Annotated in this window: 19 protein-coding genes and 1 pseudogene; 6 read left to right on the forward strand and 14 right to left on the reverse strand. The window is 69.4% G+C overall.

What is annotated here, in order from left to right:
* Nucleotides 1–30 precede the first annotated feature (30 nt).
* The 3 genes from ACIBHY_RS39835 to ACIBHY_RS39845 all read left to right on the forward strand — a co-directional run bounded on the left by ACIBHY_RS39835 (nucleotide 31) and on the right by ACIBHY_RS39845 (nucleotide 2,534).
* Nucleotides 31–1,017, forward strand: coding sequence for a helix-turn-helix domain-containing protein (locus ACIBHY_RS39835; protein ID WP_397309419.1), 987 nt, complete (start codon nucleotides 31–33; stop codon nucleotides 1,015–1,017).
* Nucleotides 1,018–1,387: 370 nt separating this feature from the next.
* Entirely contained in the window at nucleotides 1,388–1,708 is a 321-nt protein-coding gene (locus tag ACIBHY_RS39840) for a hypothetical protein (RefSeq protein WP_397309420.1), read from the forward strand.
* Between the two features lie 43 nt (nucleotides 1,709–1,751).
* On the forward strand, nucleotides 1,752–2,534 hold the full coding sequence (locus ACIBHY_RS39845; protein ID WP_397309421.1) for a carbonic anhydrase family protein: 783 nt from the start codon (nucleotides 1,752–1,754) through the stop codon (nucleotides 2,532–2,534).
* 95 nt (nucleotides 2,535–2,629) lie between these two features.
* Here the strand turns inward: ACIBHY_RS39845 and ACIBHY_RS39850 are convergent, their stop codons facing one another.
* From ACIBHY_RS39850 to ACIBHY_RS39880, 7 genes are read right to left on the reverse strand one after another with little or no spacing between them, the layout of a single operon-like run.
* Complete coding sequence (locus ACIBHY_RS39850; RefSeq protein WP_397309547.1) at nucleotides 2,630–2,941, reverse strand: integrase core domain-containing protein; 312 nt, start codon at nucleotides 2,939–2,941, stop codon at nucleotides 2,630–2,632.
* A 35-nt stretch (nucleotides 2,942–2,976) separates the two neighbouring features.
* Complete coding sequence (locus tag ACIBHY_RS39855; RefSeq protein WP_397253934.1) at nucleotides 2,977–3,783, reverse strand: carbohydrate ABC transporter permease; 807 nt, start codon at nucleotides 3,781–3,783, stop codon at nucleotides 2,977–2,979.
* Nucleotides 3,780–4,649 (reverse strand): carbohydrate ABC transporter permease, encoded by an 870-nt coding sequence (locus tag ACIBHY_RS39860; protein WP_397309422.1) that lies wholly within the window; start codon nucleotides 4,647–4,649, stop codon nucleotides 3,780–3,782. The genes ACIBHY_RS39855 and ACIBHY_RS39860 overlap by 4 nt, the downstream gene beginning before the upstream one ends.
* A gap of 2 nt (nucleotides 4,650–4,651) precedes the next feature.
* Nucleotides 4,652–5,881 (reverse strand): ABC transporter substrate-binding protein, encoded by a 1,230-nt coding sequence (locus tag ACIBHY_RS39865; RefSeq protein WP_397253937.1) that lies wholly within the window; start codon nucleotides 5,879–5,881, stop codon nucleotides 4,652–4,654.
* 11 nt (nucleotides 5,882–5,892) lie between these two features.
* Nucleotides 5,893–6,891, reverse strand: a complete 999-nt coding sequence (locus ACIBHY_RS39870; RefSeq protein ID WP_397253939.1) for an N-acetylglucosamine kinase — start codon at nucleotides 6,889–6,891, stop codon at nucleotides 5,893–5,895.
* Nucleotides 6,888–8,126 (reverse strand): 6-phospho-beta-glucosidase, encoded by a 1,239-nt coding sequence (locus tag ACIBHY_RS39875; protein WP_397309423.1) that lies wholly within the window; start codon nucleotides 8,124–8,126, stop codon nucleotides 6,888–6,890. Before ACIBHY_RS39875 ends, ACIBHY_RS39870 begins: the two co-directional genes overlap by 4 nt.
* On the reverse strand, nucleotides 8,123–9,283 hold the full coding sequence (locus ACIBHY_RS39880) for an ROK family protein (RefSeq protein ID WP_397253942.1): 1,161 nt from the start codon (nucleotides 9,281–9,283) through the stop codon (nucleotides 8,123–8,125). Before ACIBHY_RS39880 ends, ACIBHY_RS39875 begins: the two co-directional genes overlap by 4 nt.
* 85 nt (nucleotides 9,284–9,368) lie before the next feature.
* Here ACIBHY_RS39880 and ACIBHY_RS39885 point away from each other — a divergent pair, with 85 nt between their 5' ends.
* Nucleotides 9,369–11,678 (forward strand): hypothetical protein, encoded by a 2,310-nt coding sequence (locus ACIBHY_RS39885; RefSeq protein ID WP_397309424.1) that lies wholly within the window; start codon nucleotides 9,369–9,371, stop codon nucleotides 11,676–11,678.
* Nucleotides 11,679–11,746: 68 nt separating this feature from the next.
* On the opposite strand, the gene ACIBHY_RS39890 is transcribed toward ACIBHY_RS39885, so the two are convergent.
* The 3 genes from ACIBHY_RS39890 to ACIBHY_RS39900 form a co-directional block, all read right to left on the reverse strand.
* On the reverse strand, nucleotides 11,747–11,914 hold the full coding sequence (locus ACIBHY_RS39890) for a hypothetical protein (protein ID WP_397309425.1): 168 nt from the start codon (nucleotides 11,912–11,914) through the stop codon (nucleotides 11,747–11,749).
* A 184-nt stretch (nucleotides 11,915–12,098) separates the two neighbouring features.
* Nucleotides 12,099–13,268, reverse strand: a complete 1,170-nt coding sequence (locus ACIBHY_RS39895; RefSeq protein ID WP_397309426.1) for an RNA polymerase sigma factor — start codon at nucleotides 13,266–13,268, stop codon at nucleotides 12,099–12,101.
* 65 nt (nucleotides 13,269–13,333) lie between these two features.
* The gene (locus tag ACIBHY_RS39900; protein WP_397253949.1) at nucleotides 13,334–13,663 is read right to left on the reverse strand and encodes a YciI family protein; all 330 of its coding nucleotides are present in this window, start codon (nucleotides 13,661–13,663) and stop codon (nucleotides 13,334–13,336) included.
* A gap of 134 nt (nucleotides 13,664–13,797) precedes the next feature.
* On the opposite strand from ACIBHY_RS39900, the gene ACIBHY_RS39905 reads away from it, so the two are divergent.
* Nucleotides 13,798–15,324: an MFS transporter gene (locus ACIBHY_RS39905; protein ID WP_397309427.1), complete on the forward strand. Its 1,527-nt coding sequence runs from the start codon at nucleotides 13,798–13,800 to the stop codon at nucleotides 15,322–15,324.
* A 216-nt stretch (nucleotides 15,325–15,540) separates the two neighbouring features.
* Complete coding sequence (locus tag ACIBHY_RS39910) at nucleotides 15,541–15,765, forward strand: hypothetical protein (protein ID WP_397253952.1); 225 nt, start codon at nucleotides 15,541–15,543, stop codon at nucleotides 15,763–15,765.
* 562 nt (nucleotides 15,766–16,327) lie between these two features.
* Here ACIBHY_RS39910 and ACIBHY_RS39915 read toward each other — a convergent pair.
* From ACIBHY_RS39915 to ACIBHY_RS39930, 4 genes and pseudogenes are all read right to left on the reverse strand, one after another.
* A complete protein-coding gene (locus ACIBHY_RS39915; protein ID WP_397253954.1) occupies nucleotides 16,328–17,320 on the reverse strand; it encodes a zinc-binding dehydrogenase in 993 nt (330 codons plus the stop codon).
* A 156-nt stretch (nucleotides 17,321–17,476) separates the two neighbouring features.
* Nucleotides 17,477–17,677 (reverse strand): annotated as a pseudogene (locus ACIBHY_RS39920) (TetR family transcriptional regulator C-terminal domain-containing protein); the annotation flags it as partial.
* A gap of 634 nt (nucleotides 17,678–18,311) precedes the next feature.
* Entirely contained in the window at nucleotides 18,312–19,259 is a 948-nt protein-coding gene (locus ACIBHY_RS39925; protein ID WP_397309428.1) for a sulfotransferase domain-containing protein, read from the reverse strand.
* Nucleotides 19,260–19,523: 264 nt separating this feature from the next.
* The gene (locus ACIBHY_RS39930) at nucleotides 19,524–22,694 is read right to left on the reverse strand and encodes a BTAD domain-containing putative transcriptional regulator (protein WP_397309429.1); all 3,171 of its coding nucleotides are present in this window, start codon (nucleotides 22,692–22,694) and stop codon (nucleotides 19,524–19,526) included.
* Nucleotides 22,695–22,724 lie beyond the last annotated feature (30 nt).

A 22,724-nucleotide genomic window follows, 5' to 3' on the forward strand; every position in this document is an offset into this window, starting at 1 on the left:
CAGTCCAGCGCTCTATGAGAGGAGACCGTCGTGTGGGTGCGGATGTCCACGGACGAGGTTGTGCCCAAGGACAGGGCCGACTGGTACCAGGATGTGGTGTCCAGGACCGTGGCTCCCCATATCCTGGCCATTGATGACCCCGCCGGGTTCCGATCGCGAACCTGTGTCCTGAGCCTGGGGCAGGTCGAGGTCTCGTGGCACAGCCATGCCGCCCACCGGGCATGGCGTACGCCCGCGCTGATCCGCCGCAGCGATCCGGAGCACTATCTACTCGGGATGATCATGTACGGTCGCAAGGGGATCTCCCAGCGGCGCACCGGGAGCGACCTGGCGGCCGGGGACGCGGTCTTATTCGACACCTCCCACCCCTACGCCGCCGGAACCCCTGACAAGAAAGGGACCGGGGTGATCATCGTGCACATCCCCCGCACGATGATCAGTCTCCCGGCTGACCGGCTCGACGCTGCGCTGGGCTGCCGGTTCATCCTGCGCCACGGCATCGGTCCCATCCTCCGCCGGTTCCTCACATCCCTCGACACCCACGCCGCGCACTGCGCGACACCACAACTACGTGCATTGGAGCGGTCGATACTCGAACTCGTCTCCGGACTGCTGGCCCAGCAGCTCGACGCCTGGGATCGTCTCCCGATCGAAACCCGGAAACAGGTGCTGCTGCGGCGTATCGACGCCTTCATCGACCACAACCTCGCCGACCTCCATCTGGCACCACAAACCATCGCGGCCTCCCACAACGTCTCTCTCCGCACCCTGTACTCCCTTTTCGAAAGCCGTGGGGAGAGCGTGGCCGCGCACATACGGCGACGCCGCCTGCAACAGTGCCGGACCGATCTGGCCGACCCCGCCTGGCTCCGGCAGCCCGTTCAGGTGATCGGCGCCCGCTGGGGATTCACCAGCCCATCGTCCTTCTCCCGGGCCTTCCGCCAAACCTTCGGCACCAGCCCCAGCACCTACCGCCGCTCCCTGCGGACGCCCTCCGGCCCGTCACCATCTCCTTGACGCGGCGTGCCGGGGATTCCACACAGTCCTCGCACGAAGCCTCGCATCCGGCACGCACCCCGATGCTCACCACGCCGGACCGATCTCCGGGATGTCACGGCGATCCCCGCACTCCTGACCACGGTAGACAGCCACCTCCGGGTCAGCGCGTGACGGCCACAGTCCCGAGCGTCCTGACCATGTTCACGAGGATGATCCCTGCTGCTCGGCGCCGGAGCCTCGGCACCACCGCCCTCACGGCACCAGAACGCTGTCGTTGCCATGATTTGTCACAGCGTGCGGAAATCCTGCGCCATTCGTGCAGAAAGCTTCCGTACGGGGGGCTGGCCCGATATCACGAAAAGGCATCCTGCAGAACACGGAGAACAGAATGACAGATGACGGCGAACGTCATCCGCAGACAGTGCGTGGGAATTCCAGCATTCGCGCCTTCCCGCGCGACCGGATCAATCAGAGACCGGACGCCGAAATCTTCGGCGAGCTCCTCCAGGTCATCGTGATCGACAGCGGCGTGCTCACGACCAGCGAGACGGTGAAGAAGCTCGCCACGCTGACCGCCGACTTCACCGTGGAGACTGGCGCGCCGACGACCTGCCTGGAGGTCAGACGCAGGGTGTTCGAGGAACCGGAAATCGCAGTAGGAGTCATCTCCCCATGCCCCTCTTATTTGATGATGAGGCTCACCATTTGAGCCCTTGTCGCATATAAGAGGGCCGTTCGCGGAAGGTTTGCGCATGCCGGTACGTATCTATCGATTAGCCGTCGCCTTCTTCACCCTCATCGCCCTGGTCGGCGTCCCGGGGACAGCATCCGCGCAGGGCGTCGCAGTATGTCCACCCGGAACCGACTCCGCCGTCGCCAGCCCCGTGGAGATCGATCGGGCCTGTGCGATATCGGGTACCGCCGACCAGCTCATCATTCCCGCCACCTACAGCACCCTGCTGAGCGGAGTATTCGAATTCCACGACGCCGCACCCCAAGGGCAGACGTCATCCAACGATGAGATGAAATTCAAGGTCAACAACGCCGACCTCTACGTCACCTATGCCGGTGTGCATTACAAACTCCTCAACGTGCACTTCCACGGATTGTCCGAGCATCGGTTCGCCGGCGACGCCGTGTCCCCCATCGAGGCGCATCTCCAGCACGAGTCGGCCGGCGGGCAGACCTTAGTTCTCGCAGTGCAGTCGAAGACCGACCCGAACATCTTCACTTCGACCACCTTCGACGCGTTCCTGACCGACCCACCAAGGGTGACCGACCAGCTGAAATCGCACGGCGACATCAACCTCGCCAATCTGCTGCCGGTCGACCGCACCCACTACCGGTACACCGGATCTCTGACGACGCCTCCATACACCCCCGGAGTGACGTGGATCGTTTTCAACGCGCGCGTCAACATTCAAAACGGAAACGTCACCTCCTTCAATAACGCATGGACGCAGGGCGGTACACGGGTGTTCAACTACAGAACCGTCCAGGTGAACTCCCCTCCTCCTAACGTCTACGCACACTGACACCCTCGCATCTGCCTCACCCTTCCAGCAGGAAGGGTGAGGCCGAATTATCCTGCTCTCAGCCTTGCGCCTGCCGAAAATTACGTCCGTGCAGTTCAAGCTGCGTGTTTGTACTCGTGGAGGATTCCTCCGAGCCGGTCGCATCGGCGGACGTTCAGGTCGATGATGCGCGCTGGTTCGGAGGTGGCGCGGAGTGGAGCCGTCTGGTCGAGGGCTTGATGGGCGCGATGCTCGTCGTAGAACTTCTCGTGCTCGGCCAGAGCGCGGCGTAGGTGGTGTTCGTTCCAGATCAGGCAGCGGTCCAGGAGTTCGCGGCGGCGGGTCAGCACCCACCGCTCCATGATGGAGTTCATCCGTGGCATTCGGATGCCGGTGAGTAAGGTCTGGATGCCGACGTCGGCGAGGATCTCGTTTCACCCTCCTCTGGCCCGTGAGCCGGGCGCTACTTGAGGCTCCCCGCGGTGATCCCGCTGACCACCTGCCGGTTGAAGACCACGTAGACCGCGATCATCGGCAGCGTGATGATCGACAGGGCGGAGAACAGCAGGCCGTAGTCGGTGACGTACCGGCTGGAGAAGGCCAGCAACCCCGTCGGGATGGTCTTCAGCGAGTCGTCCTGGATGTAGAGCAGCGCGAGCAGGAACTCGTTCCAGCACGCCAGCGCCGAGAACACCGCCACGGTCGCGAGGCCGGGCCGCAGGAGCGGCAGCGCGATGAGGAGGTAGAGCCGCAGGTCGCCGGCGCCGTCCACCCGGGCGGCGTCGAACAGCTCGGCGGGCAGCGCGTCCAGGTACACCTTGAGCAGGTACGTCGCCAGCGGCAACCCCATGGCGGTGTAGGGCACGATGAGCGCCCACCGGGTGTCGTTGAGCGCGAGCTCGGTGAACATGGTGCTCTGCGCGATGAAGTACGACTGCAGCGGCAACAGCAGCCCGAGCGCGAGCAGCCCCATGAACAGCCCGCGCCCGCGGAACTCGAAGCGGCTGAACGCGAATGCCGCCGCCGAGCCCAGCAACAGGATCAGCCCCACCGTCACGGTGGTGACGATGACGCTGTTGAGCGCGTAAGAACCGATGCCGCCCACCTCCCACGCCTCGGCCCACCTGCCGAAGTCCAACGAGGAGGGCAGTGCGAAGGGGCTGGCGAAGATCTGCGGATTGGACTTGAAGCTGGACGCGACCATCCAGATCAGCGGCAGGAAGAACGCCACCGCGACCGCGCCGAGCAGGACTGTGGTGAGGCGCTTCACGAGGCTTTCCTCAACCGCGACCGCATGAACGCCAGGCCGATCAGCACGACGACGGCGGTCATCAGCACCGCCATCGCGGAGCCGTATCCGACCTCGCCGTCACGGAAGACCACGCGTGTGAGGTACGTCGTCGGGATCTCGGTGACGTTGTACGGCCCGCCACCGGTGAGCACGTAGAACAGGTCGAAGCTCTGGAACCCTCCGGTCACGCACAGCAGCACGCACACCTCGACCGCGTTGCGGATCATCGGCACCTTGACCCTGCGGAAGATCGTCAGCTCTCCGGCCCCGTCGAGCCGGGCGGCCTCGACGACCTCGCCGGGGATCTGGGCGAACGCCGCGTAGAAGATCGCCATGTAGAAGCCCGCGTAGACCCAGCCGGACACCACGCACACCGCCAGCAGGGCCGTGGCCGGGTCGCCCAGCCACACCCGGCTCAGGTCCCCGAGCCCGATGGCCTTGAGGGCGGCGTTGACCAGGCCGAAGTCGCCGTTGTAGACGAACCCCCAGAGGACGGCGACCACCACCATCGGCAGCATGACCGGGGTGAAGAGCGCCACGCGGAACCACGGCGACCCGCCGCGCCTGGTCACCAGTACCCCGGCGAGGGCCAGGCCGACCGCCACCTCCAGGACGATGGTGACCGCGATGTAGACCGCGACGTGCAGGAACGAGTTGACGAACACGGTGTCGCGCGCGGCCCGCACGAAGTTGTCGAGGCCGACGAATTCCATCGGCCCGAACCCCGACCACTCGGTCAGGCTGAAGGCGCCGGTGGCGAGCGCGGGCGCGAGGACCGCGAAGCCGAACAGCAGCAGGGCCGGAGCCGCGAACAGGTAGGGAACGATGCGGCGGTTGGGGCGCATGCTCAGCTCGCCTTGGCCGCGGCCTCGGCCAGTGCGTCCTTGGGCGACTTCTGCCCGCCGAGCACCGCCGCCAGCGCGCGGTAGAGCGCGTCGGCCCGCTTGAGGTCGTAGCCGGTGTCGGGCGGCGAAACGACAGTCTTCGCGTTGGCCAGCAGGTCGTTGAGCCTGGTCGTCCGCGCGTCGACGGCCTGCGTGGTGGCCGCCTTCGCCTGCGGTACGGTGCCCGCCTTGATGAAGGCGGCCACGTTGGCGGGCGAGTTGAGCAGTGCGAGGAACTCCGTCGACTCCTTGACCTTCGCGCTCTTGGCGTTGACGACGTAGCCGGTGGCCACGCCGATGACGCTGGACTGGTCTCCCGCGCCGGGCATCGCCGGCAGGTTGACGTAGTCGAAGTCGAGGCCGGGTGCTTCCTCGATGGCCCAGCTCACCAGCCAGGAGCCGATCGGGTGCATGGCCGCCTTCCCTTGGAAGAAGAGCTGCCCGCCGTCGTTGTCGTTGGTGGCGTTGACGCTGTCGTTCACGCACTTGTGGTCGTGGAGCTGCCCGACGTAGCCGAGCGCGCGCTCCCATGCGGGTCCGGCGAAGGCGGCCTTGCCGGACAGCACGTCGCTGTACGCCTGCTCGCCGACCACGCGCGAGACGAGGTGGGAGAGCCAGTTGCCGGCCGCCCACAGGTCCTTGTTGCCCGAGGCGATCGGCGTGACGTTCTTGGCGTTGAGCGTGTCACAGGCCGCGAGCAGTTCCTCGAACGTCCTGGGCGGGGTGGCGAGGAGCTTGGGGTTGTACCAGAGCACGTTGGTGACGTCGGACGCGAAAGGGACCATGACGATCTTCCCGTCGACCTTCGTGTGGTTGTAGGCGGAGTCGGGGATCAGATCCTTGAGCGGCCCGCCCGTCACCGGGGCGCCCAGGTCGGCGGCGAAGCCGTCCCGCACGCGCGTCTTCAGCCGCTCGCCCGCCCACTCGAAGTAGATGTCCGGCGCCTTGCGGCCGTTGAGCAGGCTGGGCAGCCCGATCGTCTGGTAGAGCTCGTCCTCCTGGAAGTTCAGCTCCACCTTCGCGCCCGGATGGGCTTTCTCGTACTGTGCCGTCACGTCCCTCCACACCTTGACCTGCGCCTCACCGGGCGAGGTCATGGCGATCCGCAGCACGTTGTCGGCCGTGCCGCTCCCGTTCCCGCAGGCGGTGGCAAGCAGCGCGAGCGCGAGGATTCCAGCGGATTTTCGCATCATGGTGGCTCCATTCAGGGGGTGAGCATGTTTGCCGGGTCGGCGAACGCGGCTCGAAGCCGCCGCTCGACGTCGGATCCCGCGGCCGCCAGCCGATCCAGGCCGAGCAGCGCCGAACCGAGGATGGGCGGGTCGGCGAGCACCCGGAGGTCGAGATCGGCCCCCACGTCGCGCAGACCCTTGTCGATGTGGGCCAGCAGCCGCTGGTCGCCCGTGGTGAGCACGCCGCCGCCCAGCACGACGGGCACGGTGACGCCGTCCCAGTCGAGTCGGGCCAGCGCGGCGGCCGCCATCACGGCGACCTCGGCGCCGAGCTGCTCCAGGAGCGTCCCGGCGACCGCGTCGCCGTCCCCGGCCACCTGGAAGAGCAGCGGCACCAGCTCGTGCAGCCGCTCCTCGGGGAGTTCGCCCAGGTGGAAGGCAATACACACGGCGGTGGCGTCGGGCAGCCCGAAGTACGCGGTGACGGCCTCGCGCAGCGCGGTGCGCGGACCTCGGCCGTCCTCGTCGCGGACCGCCCACCACAGTGCCTCCTCGCCGAGGAACTGGCCGCCGCCCCAGTCGCCTGACCTGCGGCCGAGCGCGGGGTAGCGGGCCACCTGACCGGAAGGGGAGACGGCGACGCAGTTCATGCCGCCGCCGCACACCACGGCCACGCCGTACGGCCGGCCGCTGCCCGCGCGCAGGAGGGCGAAGGTGTCGTTGTCGACGGTCAGGCTCGGCGCCCAGCCCTCGGCCGCGATGGCCGCGTGCAGGAGCTCCTGCTCGACGGGGAGGTCGCAGTGGGCCAGGAATGCGGAGACGTGGTCGGCGGGCAGGCGGGCGCCCGCCTCGGCCATGGCCCGCTGTACCAGGGCGGAGACCGTGCCGATCGCCTCGGGCAGCTTGGGGCCGTGGGGCTGGAAGCCGCCGCCGCGTACCCACGACAACACCTCGCCCGCGGCCGACACGAGGGCCACGTCCGTCTTGCTGTTGCCCGCATCCACGGCGAGCACCGTGCCGGGCCGGTTCATGCCGCCCACGGCAGGTAGGCGTGGTTGGCGGCGACGAGCCGGTCTGCGAGGCCGCGCGCCAGGTCGTACCGCCCGACCAGCGGATGGGCCAAGAGCGCCGCCTCCACCCGCGCCCTGCCGCCGCGGAGCGCCGCGTCGAGGGCGAGTTCCTCGTACGCGCTGACGTGCCCGACCAGCCCGGCGAACAGCGGCTCGACCGGCCGGACCGGTAGTGGCACAGGACCGGCGGCGGTGATCCGCGACGGGACCTCGATCACCGCTGAGTCGGCCAGGAACGGCAGGGTGCCGTCGTTGCGCACGTTGACCACCTGAGTGTCGCCCCGATCCCCGAGCAGCGACTCCAGCAGTCCGACCGCGGCCGTCGAGTAGTGGGCGCCGCCGCGCTCCTCCAGCAGCGCGGGTTTGGCGTCGAGCCCGGGGTACATCGCCAGCAGCTTCTCCTCCAGCGCCATCACCTCCTCCGCTCTGGTCGGGCGGTCGATCTGCTCGGCCAGCACCTGGTCGTGCGCGTAGAAGAAGCGCAGATAGTAGGAAGGGACGACGCCGAGGCCGCGCATGAGCTCCAGCGGCAGCTCCGTCTCCGCCGCGAGGGCGGGGCCGTGCTCGGCCAGCAAGGCGGGGAGCACGTCGACGCCGCCGACCCACGCGGCCCGCTCCCAGGTCAGGTGGTTGAGTCCGACGTGGTCGACGGCCAGTTCGCCGGGCGCGCAGCCGTACAGGCCGGCGAAGAGGCGCTGGAAGCCGATCGCCACGTTGCACAGTCCGACGGCGCGGTGGCCCGCGTCGAGGAGAGCCCGGGTGACGATGCCGACGGGGTTGGTGAAGTCGACGATCCACGCGCCTGGCGCGAGCGCGCGGGCCCGCTCGGCGATCCGCAGCACGGCGGGCACGGTGCGCAGCGCCTTGGCCAGCCCGCCGGGCCCCGTCGTCTCCTGGCCGACGAGGCCGCATTCCAGCGGCCAGGTCTCGTCGCGGTGGCGGGCGCGCTGGCCGCCGACACGCAACTGCAGGAGTACGGCCGTCGCGCCGTCGACGGCGTCGTCGAGGTCGGTGGTCCAGCGCACCCATCCGGGATGGCCGGCCCCGGCGAACATCCGCCGGGCCATGCTGCCGACGACTTCGAGCCGTCCGGCATCGGGGTCCATGAGCACAAGTTCGCCGATGGGCAGCGCGGCCAGCCCCTCGACCAGTTCCGGGGTGTAGGTGGAGCCGCCCCCGATCACGGTGATCTTCATTGGCTGCGCGCCGCGGAGGTGATCCGGCGGGTGGCGACGGACGCGCGGGCCAGCCGGGCGCCGTAGGCGAGCGCGCCGGTCAGCACGGGCGCGTCGCCGAGGGCCGAGACGGCGATCCGCGGCGGGTGCCGGAGCAGTCCCGCCAGTTCGGCGCCCACCTGCGGCAGGATCCCCTCGCAGGCCAGGCCGATGCCGCCCCCGAGCACGACGAGCTCGACGTCGACCACCCTGGAGATCGTCGCGATCCGGCTGGCGATGCGGCGGGCCTCCTCGTCGAGGATCGCGCCCGCGAGCTCGTCTCCTTCGGCGGCGGCCGCGAAGATGGCCTCGGGGGTCGCGTCGGCGCGCAGGGATGTCGCCGGGGTGGCGGCGATCCACTGGCGAGCCCAGTTCATGAGGACGTCGGCCGACGGGCTGTCGGGCACCTCCTCCTCGCCGGGCGCGGGGTCGTCGACCTCGCCCGCGGCCCCCCTGTGGCCGCGGTGCGGCTGGCCGTTCAGGACCAGCCCGGCGCCCACGCCGGTGCCGATGGACAGGAACGCGAAGTCCGTGACGCCCTGGCCCGCGCCCGCGGCGTGCTCGCCGACGGCGGCGAGGTTGACGTCGTTCTCCACCTCGGCGGGCACGTCGAGCGCGGCGCTGAGCTCTGCTCTGATCGCCATGCCTTCGAGCGAGGGCCTGTTGCTCTGCCTGATCACCCCCTCCTCGGGGTCGACCACGCCGGCCGCGCCGGCGACGGCCACTTCGATGGGGAGGCCGCCTCCGGCGAGGTTGTCGCGTACGGCCGTGGCCGCCGCGAGCACGGTGTCGGGGGTGGAGTCGTCGATCCGCTCGTCGTGCCTGGCGAGCATCGTGCCGCCGAGGTCGCAGAGCGCTCCCCTGACGAACCTGGTGCCGATGTCGAGGGCGAGGACGTGGGCCAGCTCCCGCGCGGGTTCGAAGTAGACGGCGCCGTAATGCGTCTCGCCCGGTGGCGCGGCTTGCCGTACCAGGTCAGCGGCCAGAAGCAGGGCGAGGGCGTTGGCCACCGTGGGCTTGGTCATGCCGGTGCGGCGGCTCACCTCGGCCCTGGAGATGGGGGGATCGGCGCGGATGGCGTCGAGGACGACCGAGGCGTTGATCTCACGCAGAGTCGTGAGCGTCGCGTGCTGGGGCATGGACCGAATTCTAGTAAAGGCTCTTGCCTAAATGCAATAAAGACTCTTTACTGTATTTCGCAGCCCCCTTCCACGGAGGAACCCCATGGCACGTCTGCAGAACCTCCTATTCGCCGCTACGCTCGCCGTCGCCATTGGCCCCCTATCGACCGCGGGCGTCCCCGCCTCGGCGGCCACCACGGTCGAACCCTTCACGCTCCAGGTCGGCTCCACGCTCCCCGCCCTGCCGGGCAAGGTCGCCGCCCTCGCGGCCGGTCCCAAGGAGCTCGTCGCCGCCGCCCACGACAAGGGCGTCAGCGTCTGGGCCTCGGGCCGCTGGACCCAGGTGGCCTCGGGAGCCGCTTACCGGGTCGCCTGGCGAGGCGACGAACTGACCGCCCTCACCGCGAGCGGCCTGCTGACCGCCAGGCGGAGCGCCGACGGCAGCTGGCGCACCACGTCCGAGCGGCTCCCGCATGCCGTGTCGCCCGCCACCGCACTGCTCGCCGGCGGCTCCGAACTGGTGCTCGTCCACGGTGACCGCCTCTACCGGCAGGGCCACGGCCGATCCTGGCGGCAGGATCGCCTGCCGGGCGCCGCCGCCGCGCTGGCCCGCTCGAAGGCGGGCACGCTCGCGATCGCCACCGCCGACGGCGTCTTCGAGCATCAGGGCCGCTCGTGGCGGCCGGTCCCCCTGGTCGGCGAGGGCGGAGGCTGGGCCGCGGTCGCGATCACCCACCTGACCTACGACAGCAAGGACCGGCTCTGGTTCGCGGGCGCGCAAGGCGTCGGCGTCCGCGATGGCAAAGGGAAGCTGTACGACGCGGCTCGCGGACTGCCGCTGCTCGGCTTCACCGCGCTGGCGCCGGGCGCGGGCGGAGACGTCTGGCTCGGTACGGCCCGCGGCGCCATCCGCTTCGACGGCCGGACCTGGGAGTACCGCCAGGGCCGCCGCTGGCTGCCCGACGACGCCGTCGCCGCGATCGCCGTCGACGGGCAGGGCAACGCCTACTTCGGCACCGCGGGCGCCGTCGGTCTGATCGAGGCCCGCCGTACCACGCTGGAGCAGAAGGCGGAGGTCTACGAGCAGGCCATCCAGGCCAGGCACAAGCGCACGCCGTACGGCTTCGTCGAGGGCATCGGCCTGGCCAAGCCCGGCGACCTCAGCAAGTGGGCGCAGGGCGCGAGCGACAACGACGGGCTGTGGACCTCCATGTACGGCGCCGCCGAGACCTTCAAGTACGCCGCCTCCAAGGATCCGGAGGCGAGGGCCAACGCCCGCAAGGTGTTCGAGGCGCTGAAGTTCCTCGGCGACGTCACCCAGGGCGGCCCGAACCCCGCCCCGCCCGGCTTCATCGCCCGCACGATCCTGGAGACCACCGCAACCGACCCCAACCTCACCGACAACGAGCAGCACGACATCGACAAGCGGAAGGGCGACGCCTACTGGAAGATCCTGGTCCCGCGCTGGCCGAAGAGCGCCGACGGCGCGTGGTACTGGAAGACCGACGCCAGCTCCGACGAGCTCGTCGGCCACTACTTCTTCAACGCCCTCTACTACGACCTGGCCGCCAAGGACGAGGCGGAGAAGCGCGAAGTGGCCTCCGTCGTCACCAGGCTCACCGACCACATGATCGCCAATGACCTCTACCTCGTCGACCACGATGGCAAGCCCACCCGCTGGGGCTTCTTCAACCCCAGGGAGCTCAACGGCAACCCGTGGCGCCGCGAAGAGCGCGGGCTCAACAGCCAGACGATCCTCACCTTCCTGTCGATCGCCGAGCACGTCTCGGGCGACGCGAAGTACGGGGCGGCCAGGAAGAAGCTCATCGAAGAGTACGGCTACGCCATGAACACCCTCGCGCCGAAGGTCAGCCCAGGCGTCGGCGGCGGCAACCAGTCCGACGACGAGATGGCGTTCATGAACTACTACCACCTGCTCAAGTACGAGAAGGATGCCGGGCTCAAGCGCACCTGGGGGCGCTCGCTGTACGACTACTGGCAGCTTGAGCAGTACGAGCTGAGCCCGTTCTTCAACTTCATCGCCGGGATCTACCTGAAGGACGCCACCTGGACCGACGCCTACGGCGAGGTCAAGCTCGATCCGACCGGCCCGTGGCTGGAGCAGTCGGTCGACACGCTCAAGCGCTTCCCGCTCAACATGATCGACTGGAAGCAGACCAACAGCCACCGGCTCGACATCGTCAACCTGAACCAGCACATCCGCCCCGACTCCGACCCGAAGAAGCTTGGCCTGCTCCGCGCCGGCACCGTCCTGCCGATCGACGAACGGGTGATCAGCCACTGGAACCACGACCCGTACAAGCTCGACCAAGGCGGCGACGGCTACGGCGAGCACGACGGCACGTCCTACCTGCTGCCGTTCTGGATGGGCCGCTACCACCGGCTCATCTGAAGGGGCCCGCGAAAGCCGCCCCTGCCTGCCAGGAGAAGCAGAGCGATGCTGGTGGTGGTTTCGCGGGGTCAGGTTCCGCAGGGCAGGGTGACGTTGAGGACGGTCGGGCCGCCGGCCGGGCTGTCCAGCGTGAACGACCCGTCGTGCGCCTCGACCCGGCGGCGGATGCCGACCACGCCGGAGAGGACGTCCTCCTCGCCCCAGCGCGAGAGTCTGGCCCGCTCCCGGTCGGCCACCGCGCGCGGCCGCTCATGCCGGCCGGTCCGTGGGCGTGGTAGGCCCAGAGCATGAAGGGCTTTCTGGTTCAGGTGCAGATCTCGCAATCCACACCAAACCCGGAAGCCCTTCCCCATGCCAAAACGATCAACCCCTGCACCTAACCTCCGTGGTCAGGACAACTAGCCGGCACCCGCGAACTGACTACAGGGATAGTTGGTCGTTGAGGTAGGCACGTTCCGCCTCATTGTCGGTGAGGTCCAGGGCCCGGCGATAGGCGGCGGCCGCCTCCTCGAACCGGTCGAGCCGCCGCAGCAACTCCCCCTTCACCGCGGGCACGTACTGGTACCCGTCCATCTCCTCCTCAAGCCGTTCGACCACTCGCAACGCGGCCTCCGGCCCATGCACCATGGCTAGGGCGACGGCCCGGTTGAGCTCGACCACGGGTGATGGCCACACCCTGCGCAGAGTGTCGTACAGCTGCAGGATCTGGACCCAGTCGGTGGAGTCGTAGGTGGGTGCGGTGGCGTGGAGCAGCGCGATGGCCGCCTGCAGGACGAACCTGCCGGGCGGCCCGCTGCGCAGCGCCGCGTCGATGAGCGTGTGACCTTCGGCGATGGCCGTACGATCCCAGGTCGACCGGTCCTGGTCCTGCAGCAGCACCAGCCGCCCATCGGCGTCTGTGCGGCCGGCCTGGCGGGCGTGGTTGACCAGCATGAGCGCCAGCAACCCTCCGATCTCGCGCTCGCCGGGCATCAAGGCATACAGCAGCCGAGCCAGGTCGATGGCTCGTACCTGGAGATCGGCTCGCGTCAGATCGGTCCCGTGCGGCGCGGTGTGCCCGGCGGTGAACAACAGGTGGATCACCGTGAGTACGGCGTCGACCCGGGAGGGCACCTCGGCGTCGCGGGGCACACGGAACGGGATGTGCGCCAGGGCGATCTTCTTCTTCGCCCGGGTAAGACGCGCCGCCATGGTGGGTTCGGAGACCAGGAAAGCCTTGGCGATGTCAGGAGTGCGGACCCCACACACCAGCCGCAGGGTGAGCGCGACCTGCGCCGAGGCATTCAGCGCAGGATGACAGCACATGAAGATGAGCCGCAGCCGGTCGTCGTGGATCGATGAAGGGGCCTCGGCCACCGGTGTGGCCTCCACATCCACGTCCGCCACGAGAAGGGGCAGCTTTGACTTCATCACCCGGTCGCGCCGCAGCGCGTCCAGCGCCTTCCTGCGCGCTGTCGTCACCAGCCACGCCCCCGTGTTCGCCGGGATCTCCTCACGCGACCAGGCGTCCAGGGCCGCGACATACGCCTCCTGCACGCACTCCTCCGCCAGGTCGAGTTCGCGCGTGATGCGCACCGTCGCGGCGAGCACGTGAGCCCACTCGCGCCGGTGCGCATCTGCGAGCGCGCTGTGTACAGCGCGCGGATCCGGCATGGTCAACTCTCGACCAGCGGCCGGATCTCGACTCCGCCGTCCATGATCGGCAGGAGCCGGCCGATCTCGATCGCCTGGTCGAGATCTCTCGCCTCGACCACGAAGATGCCGGCGAAGGCCTCCTTGGTCTCCAGGAAGGGCCCATCGGTCACGATGCCGCCCTTCCTGATGGTGGTCGCCATGCTGGCGGGCTGCAGCGGCGTTTCATCCACCACGCGCGCGCCAAGGGCCTCGATTTTCGCCCCGGCGGCGCCGTTGGCCTCCATGACTTCGGCCGGGATGTCGGCCACCGGGATCTCCCGCTCGTAAATCAAGATCGCGTACTGGGGCATCCGCTGATCCTCTCTCTCAACCATGTCCTCATCTATGTCGACGTACGGCCCAGCCGAAATCGACACCTGTCGATTTCCGAATTCTCGCTCGTCGGCCTGAGTGAACCCTCATCCATCCGAGAGGAGTCACGACCGTGTCCACCAGAGCCGGACTGCGGGAATGGGGCGGGCTGGCCGTCCTGTCCCTCGCCACCTTGATGATCACCTTCGATATGTTCGTGCTGTTGCTGGCCTTGCCAGGTCTGTCGGCCGACATGCGCCCGTCGGCGGTCCAGCAGTTGTGGATCCTGGATGTCTACGGATTCATGGTCGGCGGATTCCTCGTCACCATGGGCTCGCTGGGTGACCGGATCGGACGGCGGAAGCTGCTGGTCATCGGAGCGGTCTGCTTCGCGGTGGCCTCGGTCGTATCGGCCTTCGCCACGGGCCCGGAGATGCTCATCATCGCGCGTGCCGCACTGGGCATCGCGGGCGCCACCCTGGCGCCCTCGACGCTCGCGCTGATCAGCTCGATGTTCCGAGACCCGCAGCAGATGGGTGTCGCGGTCGGGATCTGGGCGGGCGGGTTCACCCTCGGCGCGATTCTCGGCCCTGTCGTGGGAGGCCTCATGCTCGCCCATTTCTGGTGGGGGTCGGTCTTCCTCGTTGGGGTGCCGGTGATGGCACTTTTGGTGGTGCTCTGCCCGATCCTGGTCCCGGAGTCCAAGGATCCCGACGCCAGCCCGCTGGACCTGCTCAGCGTGCTGATGTCGCTCGTGGCGATGCTGGCGTTCATCTACGCGCTCAAGGAGATCGCACGGTACGGCTGGCAGCCCGTACCCGTGGTCGCGGGCCTGGCGGGGATCGCCCTCGGGGTGGGGTTCGTTCGGCGGCAGCGCCGTCTGGACAAGCCGATCCTGGACGTGAGCCTTTTCCGCAACCGCTCGTTTGGCATCATGCTGGTCGGCCTGCTGCTCTATGGCCTCATCGGAGCGTCGAGCATGCTGTTCATCACCCAGTTCCTGCAATCGGTGTCGGGCATGACGCCGTTGACCGTGGCGTTCTGCCTGCTGCCGGGCATGGCGGCGGCCACCGTCAGCACGACCGTCGCTCCTTTGCTCGCCCGGCGGATCAGGCCTGCCTACCTGATCGGGTTCGGGGTGCTCGGCGTGGCGCTGGTGTTCGCGTGGTTCACCCGGCTGGAGGCCGGCTCCGGCCCGTGGATCCTCATCACCGGGTTCGCGCTGATGGGGCTGTTCGAGGGGCCGCTGCTGTCGCTGGGCACCAACCTGGTGGTCAGTGCCGCTCCACCGGAGAAGGCGGGCTCGTCCTCCTCGATGGCGCAGGTGGCCAACGAGGCCGGAGGCTCGTTGGGCGTGGCCGTCATGGGAAGTCTCGGCGCCGCCGTTTACGCCGCCCGGCTCGCGGCCGATGGGCCGGTCGGGGTACCGGAGGCGGCGTTGGAGAACGTCGCCACCGCTGTGGCCGTGGCGGGCGATCTGCCGCGTGGGCCCGGCCGGGAGCTGCTCTCGGCGGCTCGGGCCGCCTTCGCCGACGGCGTGACGGTCTTCGCCGGGGCCAGCGTCGCCATCCTCGTCGTTGCGGCGATCTTCATCATCGTCCAGCTGAGACACGTCCCCGTGACCGGCGCACCGGCCGAGCCGGTCACAGTCGCCGACTGAGGTCAGCGCCCAAGCGAGAATGATCATCACTTGAGCGTTCCCAGGTCAAGGTGGGTGGCCGAGTTCTCGGCACCCACAACGTCCTGTCCGTGGAACGGCAAGCGGGGCGCGGGATCGCCAGGATGCGGGCGGCCTTCGCGGAGATCGGCGGGACACTCTCGCTCAGCAGCGTGCCCGGCGAAGGCACCACGGTGGTCGGGGCATTCAGGTTCGCCCGTGATGGCGAGTACCGGTGCGGGGCTGGACGGCTGTCGGAACCGGCCGAGTTCCATACGCTTCGAAGCCTGGAAGACCCTCTACGCCCTCGAGGAATACGGCGCAGAACTGGCCGAACCGACCCAATGGACCCACCACCTGCAGCCCGCCGTCCGCGACATCGTCGCACGCCTGCCGCGCACCTACGACGACCGGGCCATCGAGAACGCCGGCCTGTTCCGCTGACCACCCCACCAGACCCGGCGACGCGGGTCCTCCCCTACAGTTGGAACCGGCTTGAGGAGATCACGAGGTAGTCGCCGAGGTAGGTGGCCAGGTCAGCGGCCAGCTGGTAGCGGCCGGTCTGCCGGCCGGCTCCGACGGCGGCCACGAGGCTTGGACGCTCGGCGTCGAACCAGGCCAGGGCCGCTGCCCCGGTCGGCGAACTCGGGCCTGGTGGCCTGCCCGGTCAAGGCGTTCAGCGCGGTGTCGGCGTCACACGCCCCATTCAGGTAGTGCTCCAGCAGGTGGCCAACCGCCTGCCGCAACTCGTCCGGCTCAAGAGTTCGGTGGGCCTGTTCGCCGGCATACAGGCGCAGCAGGTCGTGCATCCCCGTGTCAGCACTCTCGTGACACGTAGGGTTCCTCGCCACCGCCCGGCATGCGCTGGCCAGCGATCCCGACGGCGTCATCGCCCGCCCGGTCACCGAGGGCTCGCGTAGCTCGGCGCCGCTGCCGCCAACGGCTGTCATCATGTTCCAACCCCGTGGTCCCTGAGAGACCACGGGGTTGTCGTCGCCGCTCGGCTTCACAGTCGGACCAGCGTTGTTCCCCGGTGCCTGCCGTTCATCTGGGCGACGAGCGCGCCGGGCACCGCGGCCAAGCCGCCCTCGACGACGGTGTGCGGGAAGACGAAGCGGCCCTCGCGCACCCACGTGCTGTAGTGCTCCAGCCAGGCGGGATCGTCTTCGTAGGGCGTGGTGAACCCGCGGATGGTGACGTCGCGCAGGACGGCGGGGTCCAGGTCGAGGGTGGGATTGCGGCCCGACAGCGAGCCGCACAGTACAAAGCGGGCGTTCGGCGCGGCCAGCGACAGCGCGGCCTCGAACTGCTCGCCGGCGACGTTGTCGAACAAGACGTCGATGCCGTCCGGCGCCAGTTCCGCCAGTTGGGCGGCGATGGGGGCCTCGTGGTAGTCGAAGGCCGCGTCGAAGCCCAGTTCCCTGACCAGGTAGTCGATCTTCTCTTTGCTGCCGGTGCTGCCGATCACCCGTTTGGCGCCGCGGCAGCGGGCGATCTGCCCGGCCACCGAGCCCACACTCGTGGTCGCTCCCGACACGAAAACGGTGTCACCGGGACCCACCGCGGCCAGCGTCACCATGCCGCGCCAGGCGGTGGTGCCCTGGGTGAGGTGATATTCGGGGCTGGGCAGCAGGCCGGGCTCCAGCCTGGTGAACGCCTCGTCGCCCTCCCCGCTCAGGACGTGGTCGCGAAAGCCGTACACATGCTGGACCAGATCGCCCACGGAAAAGCGTGAACTGCGAGAGGCGACGACGGTGCCGACGGTGGGCGCCCACGGCGGGCGGCCTACCTCGAAGGCGGACATCGGCAGATCGGGGTGAGGCTCTGCCTCCATCAGGTCACGCATGACGACCGACAGCATCATCCAGTCGTTACGGACCAAGAACTGGCCGTCGCCCGGCGGGCCGATCTCGGTGCGGGCGAGTTCGAAGTGGTCCTCGCGCAGCTCGGCGTCGGGGCGTGCGGCCAGGCGCAGCTCCGCCGCGCGAGTGCTCGTCATGCGCACACCGCAGGAAGCGACGGGGCACCGGCCTTGATCTCGATCATGGTTTCCTCTCCGATGTGGGTGTGATGGAGCGTGTTCCACTGCCCACGCCTTCCATAGATGCCTCCTTTTTCTGGACGATGGTCCAGAAAAAGCTCATGGGCAAACGCCTCAGATGAACAGGCGGTCCAGGTGCCGGTCGACCAGACGCCCGGCCGAGGCCGGCGGGAGTCCGCCGAAATCAACGCATGCGCGCACCGCGAGCCCGTCGACCAAGGCCCACGGCAACGCCGCCTCCTCGCCCGGATCGCTGCCCTCCGGGATTTCTCCGTCGGCCTGCGCCTGTGTGATGGCCGCCGCGAGATCGGCCCGCGCTGCGGCGTGGCCTCCACCACCTGACGACGACGCTCCACATGATCAGCAACTCTCGGCACGCACGTGACCATATCTTCGTATTTTTATTTTGTCGAGTCTTATCGCCGAGCATCGACGCCGCCCGCTCGATCCCGGCCGGCCCGGCTCCCTCCGCGTCGGACGTGGGCGCGGCTGGGTAAGGCCGCGCCTGGCCGACCTGTTCGCGTTGGCGCCGCAGTTCGTAGGTGCCGGCCCGATTCCGGTGAAGGCATGTTCAGGGTGCGCGCGGTAGGCGGGGCGCGGGCCTGGCGACGCCGCCGATCGCCGCTCGCGGTACCCCGGGTTCCCGCTCGGGCGCTTCCGCGGCCGGGATCGTGTACGGCATGCGGAGGTAGGCACAGATGACGTCCACGATGGTCTGCCGCAGGGCCGGGGTGTCCTGGGCCAGTCGCTCCAGCGCGTACAGGCCAGCCGGCCGGACCGGGGCTTCGTCGCTGCCGAGTTGCTCGGCGGTCTTGGTGTAGAGCTCGGTGACCGGCGTTCGGCGGCGTCGTGGATGGTGTGCCAGGTGGCCACCTCCTGGTGGCGCTGACGCCGGACCGCCGGCAGTTCCGCGGTCAGCTCCAGCGCGGCTTCACTCACGCACCGCGCCCTAGAGGTTGCCTGCCGCCGGCAGCGCGGGCCGATGAATCCAGGCGGCAAGGTCCGCGGGCGCGCATTCGGCCACGCGGGCGGCGTACCGGGGAAGCTCCTCCTCGCTGAGGACCTGCCGCCACTGGCCTGTTGATCCGCTATGGAAGAACTGGCTGCGGTCGTGATAAAAGCCGTCGTGGCTGGCTTCGGGCGCGAGCTCGACGGCCCGGCCCTTCATGACCGCGAACGTGGCGGCCTGGACCAGGTCCGGCCAGGCTGTCTCGGTGATGGCGATCCCGAGCCGGGCCGCGATGTAGCGCATCTGCCCTTCGAGGTCATCAAGGAGGTCCTCGTAGCGCAGCAGCACGATGTTCGGCTGGTCGCGGACCTGCCAGAACGTGTCTAGATGGTGAAGCATGATCTCCAGGTCGGACACGGCCTTCCCGGGCGCGACCGGATTGACCCAGGACCAGAAGCGCTCGCGCGCGGTCCCGCCTGGCAGGGACGGAGCGGCGGCCAGCAGCTCTTCAAGGACCACGGCGCCCACGGCCTCCTCCCGCAACGCGAGGGACACGGCCCGGTCGGTGTTGCCGGCATGGTTGTCCAAAGACACGGCCACATCCCGGGGGTCCCGGCTTGCGCAGAGGTAGGTGACCCGGTCGTCGAAGGGCAATCCGTCGAGGGGCGTATGGGTCTTGATGATCCGCCGGTGCGCCTGTGCCTCGAGGTCGGCCAGCACTCCGGTGAGCGGGCGCAGCAGGACGTCCAGCCACGGCGAGATCTGGTCGAGCGGCCGGTCGAATGTCGCGCTCTTGAAGATCTCCAGGGCGCAGACCATCTGCAGCCAGGTCGTGCCGCACTTCGCCGGGGTGCTGATCACGATGTCGCCGGGACGGAACACGAACCCATCCCAGCGGGCCGAGTCCGTAAAGGAGGTCTGGTAGCGAACGCGTCCCCCCAAGCCCATGCGGGGAGAGTGGCAGCAACCAGATCGGGCCGTCAACCGTCAGATCAAGCCGTCGTAGCCGGCCGCTTGGTAGAGACGGTCAGCGCCGAGGAGCGTGAGCATCGCGACGGTCGAGCACGGTCCGGATAGCTGTGGGTAGAACCTCTACGACAACACGGGGCCTACCAAAGTCTCCACCGAACCCGGGACGATTCAGTCCTCTTCGGAGCCTTCGACCCTGGTGCGATGTGGCGGATCACCGCGCACGTGGGGAGTGACCCGCGTTCATGAACGGTCACGTCCACCCCTTCTGGCAAGGCCACGGCTGGTACGGCGGGCGACGCTCTGGATCAGCGCGGCGCTCTGATCCCTGCCGGTGTTCAGGGCCGCTTCGAATGCCTGATCTCCCAGCGCCGCACGCGCCGTGGTGGTGATGCGGTCGACGTCGCCCCGCTCGGCCGGGGGCAAGGGGGTGTCGACCGACTCGCGGAGCGAGGCGGCCGTCCCGAGCAGGGCGGCGGCTTGTTCGTGGGATCCGGCCAGGGCATGGGCGCCGGCGAGGCCTTCCAGGGCGAGTGCGATCGACCTGGGATCGCCCGTGGCTCGGGCGGAGTCCTCTCCTTCGCGGTGCAGGGCGAGTGCGGCCTCGGGCGCGCCGCGCAGTTCCGCCACGAACCCGAGCTCGGCCAGGATCAGCGCTGTGCCCGGCTCGCCCTCCCTGCTGCGGTTCCACTCGAGCCAGCGGCGCAGATACCGTTCTGCGTCGTCGAGCCGGCCCTGCCGCCGCGCCGCGAGGGCCAAGCCCATCTCGGCGAACTGCTCCTCGTGCCGGCTGGACCGCTCAGCCGCGATTCTCCGCGCCCGTTCGTGCAACTCGTTCGCCTCGTCGAGATCCCCGGCCAGCAGTGCCAGCCGGCCCAGGGTCGCCAGCCGGAAGGAGACCTCCGGCCACAGCCCCAGTTCCTCGGCGTCTCGCAGCCCGCCCCGCCGTAGCCGCGCGGCCTCCGTGTAGTCGCCGGCGATCTCGGCCAGGTCGCCCAGGACGGCGGTGCTTCGCAACTGCCCCCACCGATCCCCGACCTCCTCGAACAGCGCCAGGCTACGCGTCCCGGCGCTCCGCGCGGCCGCGATGTCGCTGCGGAGCAGCGCGGGCGAGGCCAGGGTGACCAACGCCGCCGCCATGCCCCAGCGGTCGCCTTCCGCGCGCGATTCCGCCAGTCCCTCCCGCAGTCGTCGCTCGCGGACGTCCTGGTCCCCGTGGCCGAACTGCGCGAAGGCCATGAACCACTTCGGCCGTACGGCGCGCACACCGTGACGATCAAACCGTTCCAGCACCTCGCGGGAACGCTCCACCGGGTCGGCGTCGTCGCCGAGCAACATCTCGAAGCCGGTCAGCCACGCGGTCGCCTCGATCGCGGCCTGGTCCTCTTCCTGCCGGTGGGAGAGCGCGAGTGTCAGTGAACGCCTCGCCTCGCCGAGTCGCCCGCGAAGGAACCAGTACCAGGCCAGGGCGTTCACCAGCCGGAGCCCGCTCGCCGAGCCGCCCGCGTGCTGGAGGGCCGCACGCAGATTGCCCGACTCGACGTCAAGTCTTTCCAGCCAGGTCCCCTGGTCGTGGCCTCGAAGGTCGGCGCGTTCCGCGAGATCGAGGTAGTGGGCGAGGTGCCTGTCACGCATCGGCTCCAGCTCGCCGATCCGGCTCATCCGCTCCACGCAGTAGGCCGCGACCGACTCGAGCAGCCGGTAGCGCCCGCTCTGGTGCACGACCAGTGACCTGTCCACCAGACGTCCCAGCAGATCCAGGACGTCGGCGGAGTGCACGCCGTCCGCGGCGCACAGCTCCTCGGCCGCGTGAAGCGTGCAACCGTCGGTGTGTACGGCCAGCCGCCGCAGCACCTGCCGTTCGGCGTCGTTCAGCGGCTCCCAGCTCCACTCGATCATCGAACGGAGCGTCCGCTGCCGCGCGGGGGCGTCCCGCCTGCCCGTGGAAAGGAGACGGAACCGGTCGTCGAGGCGTCCGGCGAGCTCCGCCACGTCCACCGAACGGACCCGGGTGGCGGCCAGTTCCAGCGCGAGAGGTATCCCGTCCAGCCGGCGGCAGATCGACTCCACCCATGCCCGGTTCGCCGCCGTCACCGCGAACCGCGGCTCGGCCGCCGCCGCGCGTTCGGCGAACAACCGCACCGCCGCGTCGCCGTCGAGCGGCGGCACGGTCCACAGCAGTTCACCGGCGGTCGCGAGCCGCTCCTGGCTCGTCGCCAGCACGTGCACGTCAGGCGCCGCCCGCAAGACTCCCGCGGCGACGCCGGCTGCGGCGTCCACCACGTGCTCGCAGTTGTCCAGTACGAGCAACATCCGCCGGCCGCTCAGCGCGGCCGCCAGCCAGTCGGCGCCCGGCTCCGCTCCGGCGAAGCTCCCTCGCGCTCCGTCCTGCCGTATCCCGAGGACTCTCCCCACCTCGTCGGCGACGGCCTCCTGGCCGGACCCCGGCGGCAACCCGGCCAGTTCGACCAGCCAGGTCCCGTCCGGGAAGCGCTCGGTTCGCGAGCCTGCAGCCTCGATCGCCAGGCGGGTCTTGCCCACTCCGCCTGGTCCGGTGAGCGTGACCATGCGCCCGGTGCTCATCAGCGCGCCGATCTGGGTGACCGCTCCTTCCCGGCCGATCAGTTCGGTGAGCCGGGCCGGGAGGTTCCCGCGTGCGGCGGGATCGCTCCGTGTCGCCTGCAACGAGGGATCCTGCCGGAGCACGGCCGTGTGCACGGCTTTGAGTTCCGGGCCGGGGTCGATGCCCAGTTCGGCGCGGAGCCGGTCACGCGCGTCGCCGTAACCGGCCAGCGCTTCGCTCTGCCTGCCGGCGCCGTACAGCGCGCGGATGTGGATCGCGCGCAGCCGTTCACGCAGCGGATGGGCCGCGACCACCTCGGCCAGCTCACCCGCGACAAGCTCGTGCTCGCCCAGCTCAAGCCGCGCCCGCGCCAGTTCCTCCAGCGCGACCAGCCGCAGCTCGCCCAGCCGCCGGATCTCCGGAAGGGCGAACTCCTCGTCGTCGAATCCGGCGAACGCGGCCCCCCGCCAGAGCCCCAGGGCGTCGCCCAGTTCCCTGGCCCGTTCGCCGGCGCCCGCGAGTCCGCGGGCACGCGCCACCCGCGTCTCGAACCGGTCGGCGTCCACCGCGCCGGTATCGGCCCGCAGCAGGTATCCGGAGGGTCCGAGGACGACGGACTCGGCGTCACCGAGAGCCCGTCGCAGGCGCGACACCTTCAGCTGCAGCGCACCGGCGGGATCGGCGGGAAGCCTCTCGCTCCACAGGTCGTCGATGAGCCGGTCGGCCGAGACGGGACGGCCACGATGGACGAGCAGATCCGCCAGGAGCGCGCGGACCTTCGCCTCGGGTATCTGAAGGAGCCGGTCGTCCTTCGTCCGCACCTCGAGCGGGCCGAGCACCCCGAAACGCATTCCCGCAGCTTACCGGCCGACAGCGCGGCG

This window comes from Nonomuraea sp. NPDC050547 (genome assembly GCF_044457345.1).
GTDB lineage: Bacteria > Actinomycetota > Actinomycetes > Streptosporangiales > Streptosporangiaceae > Nonomuraea.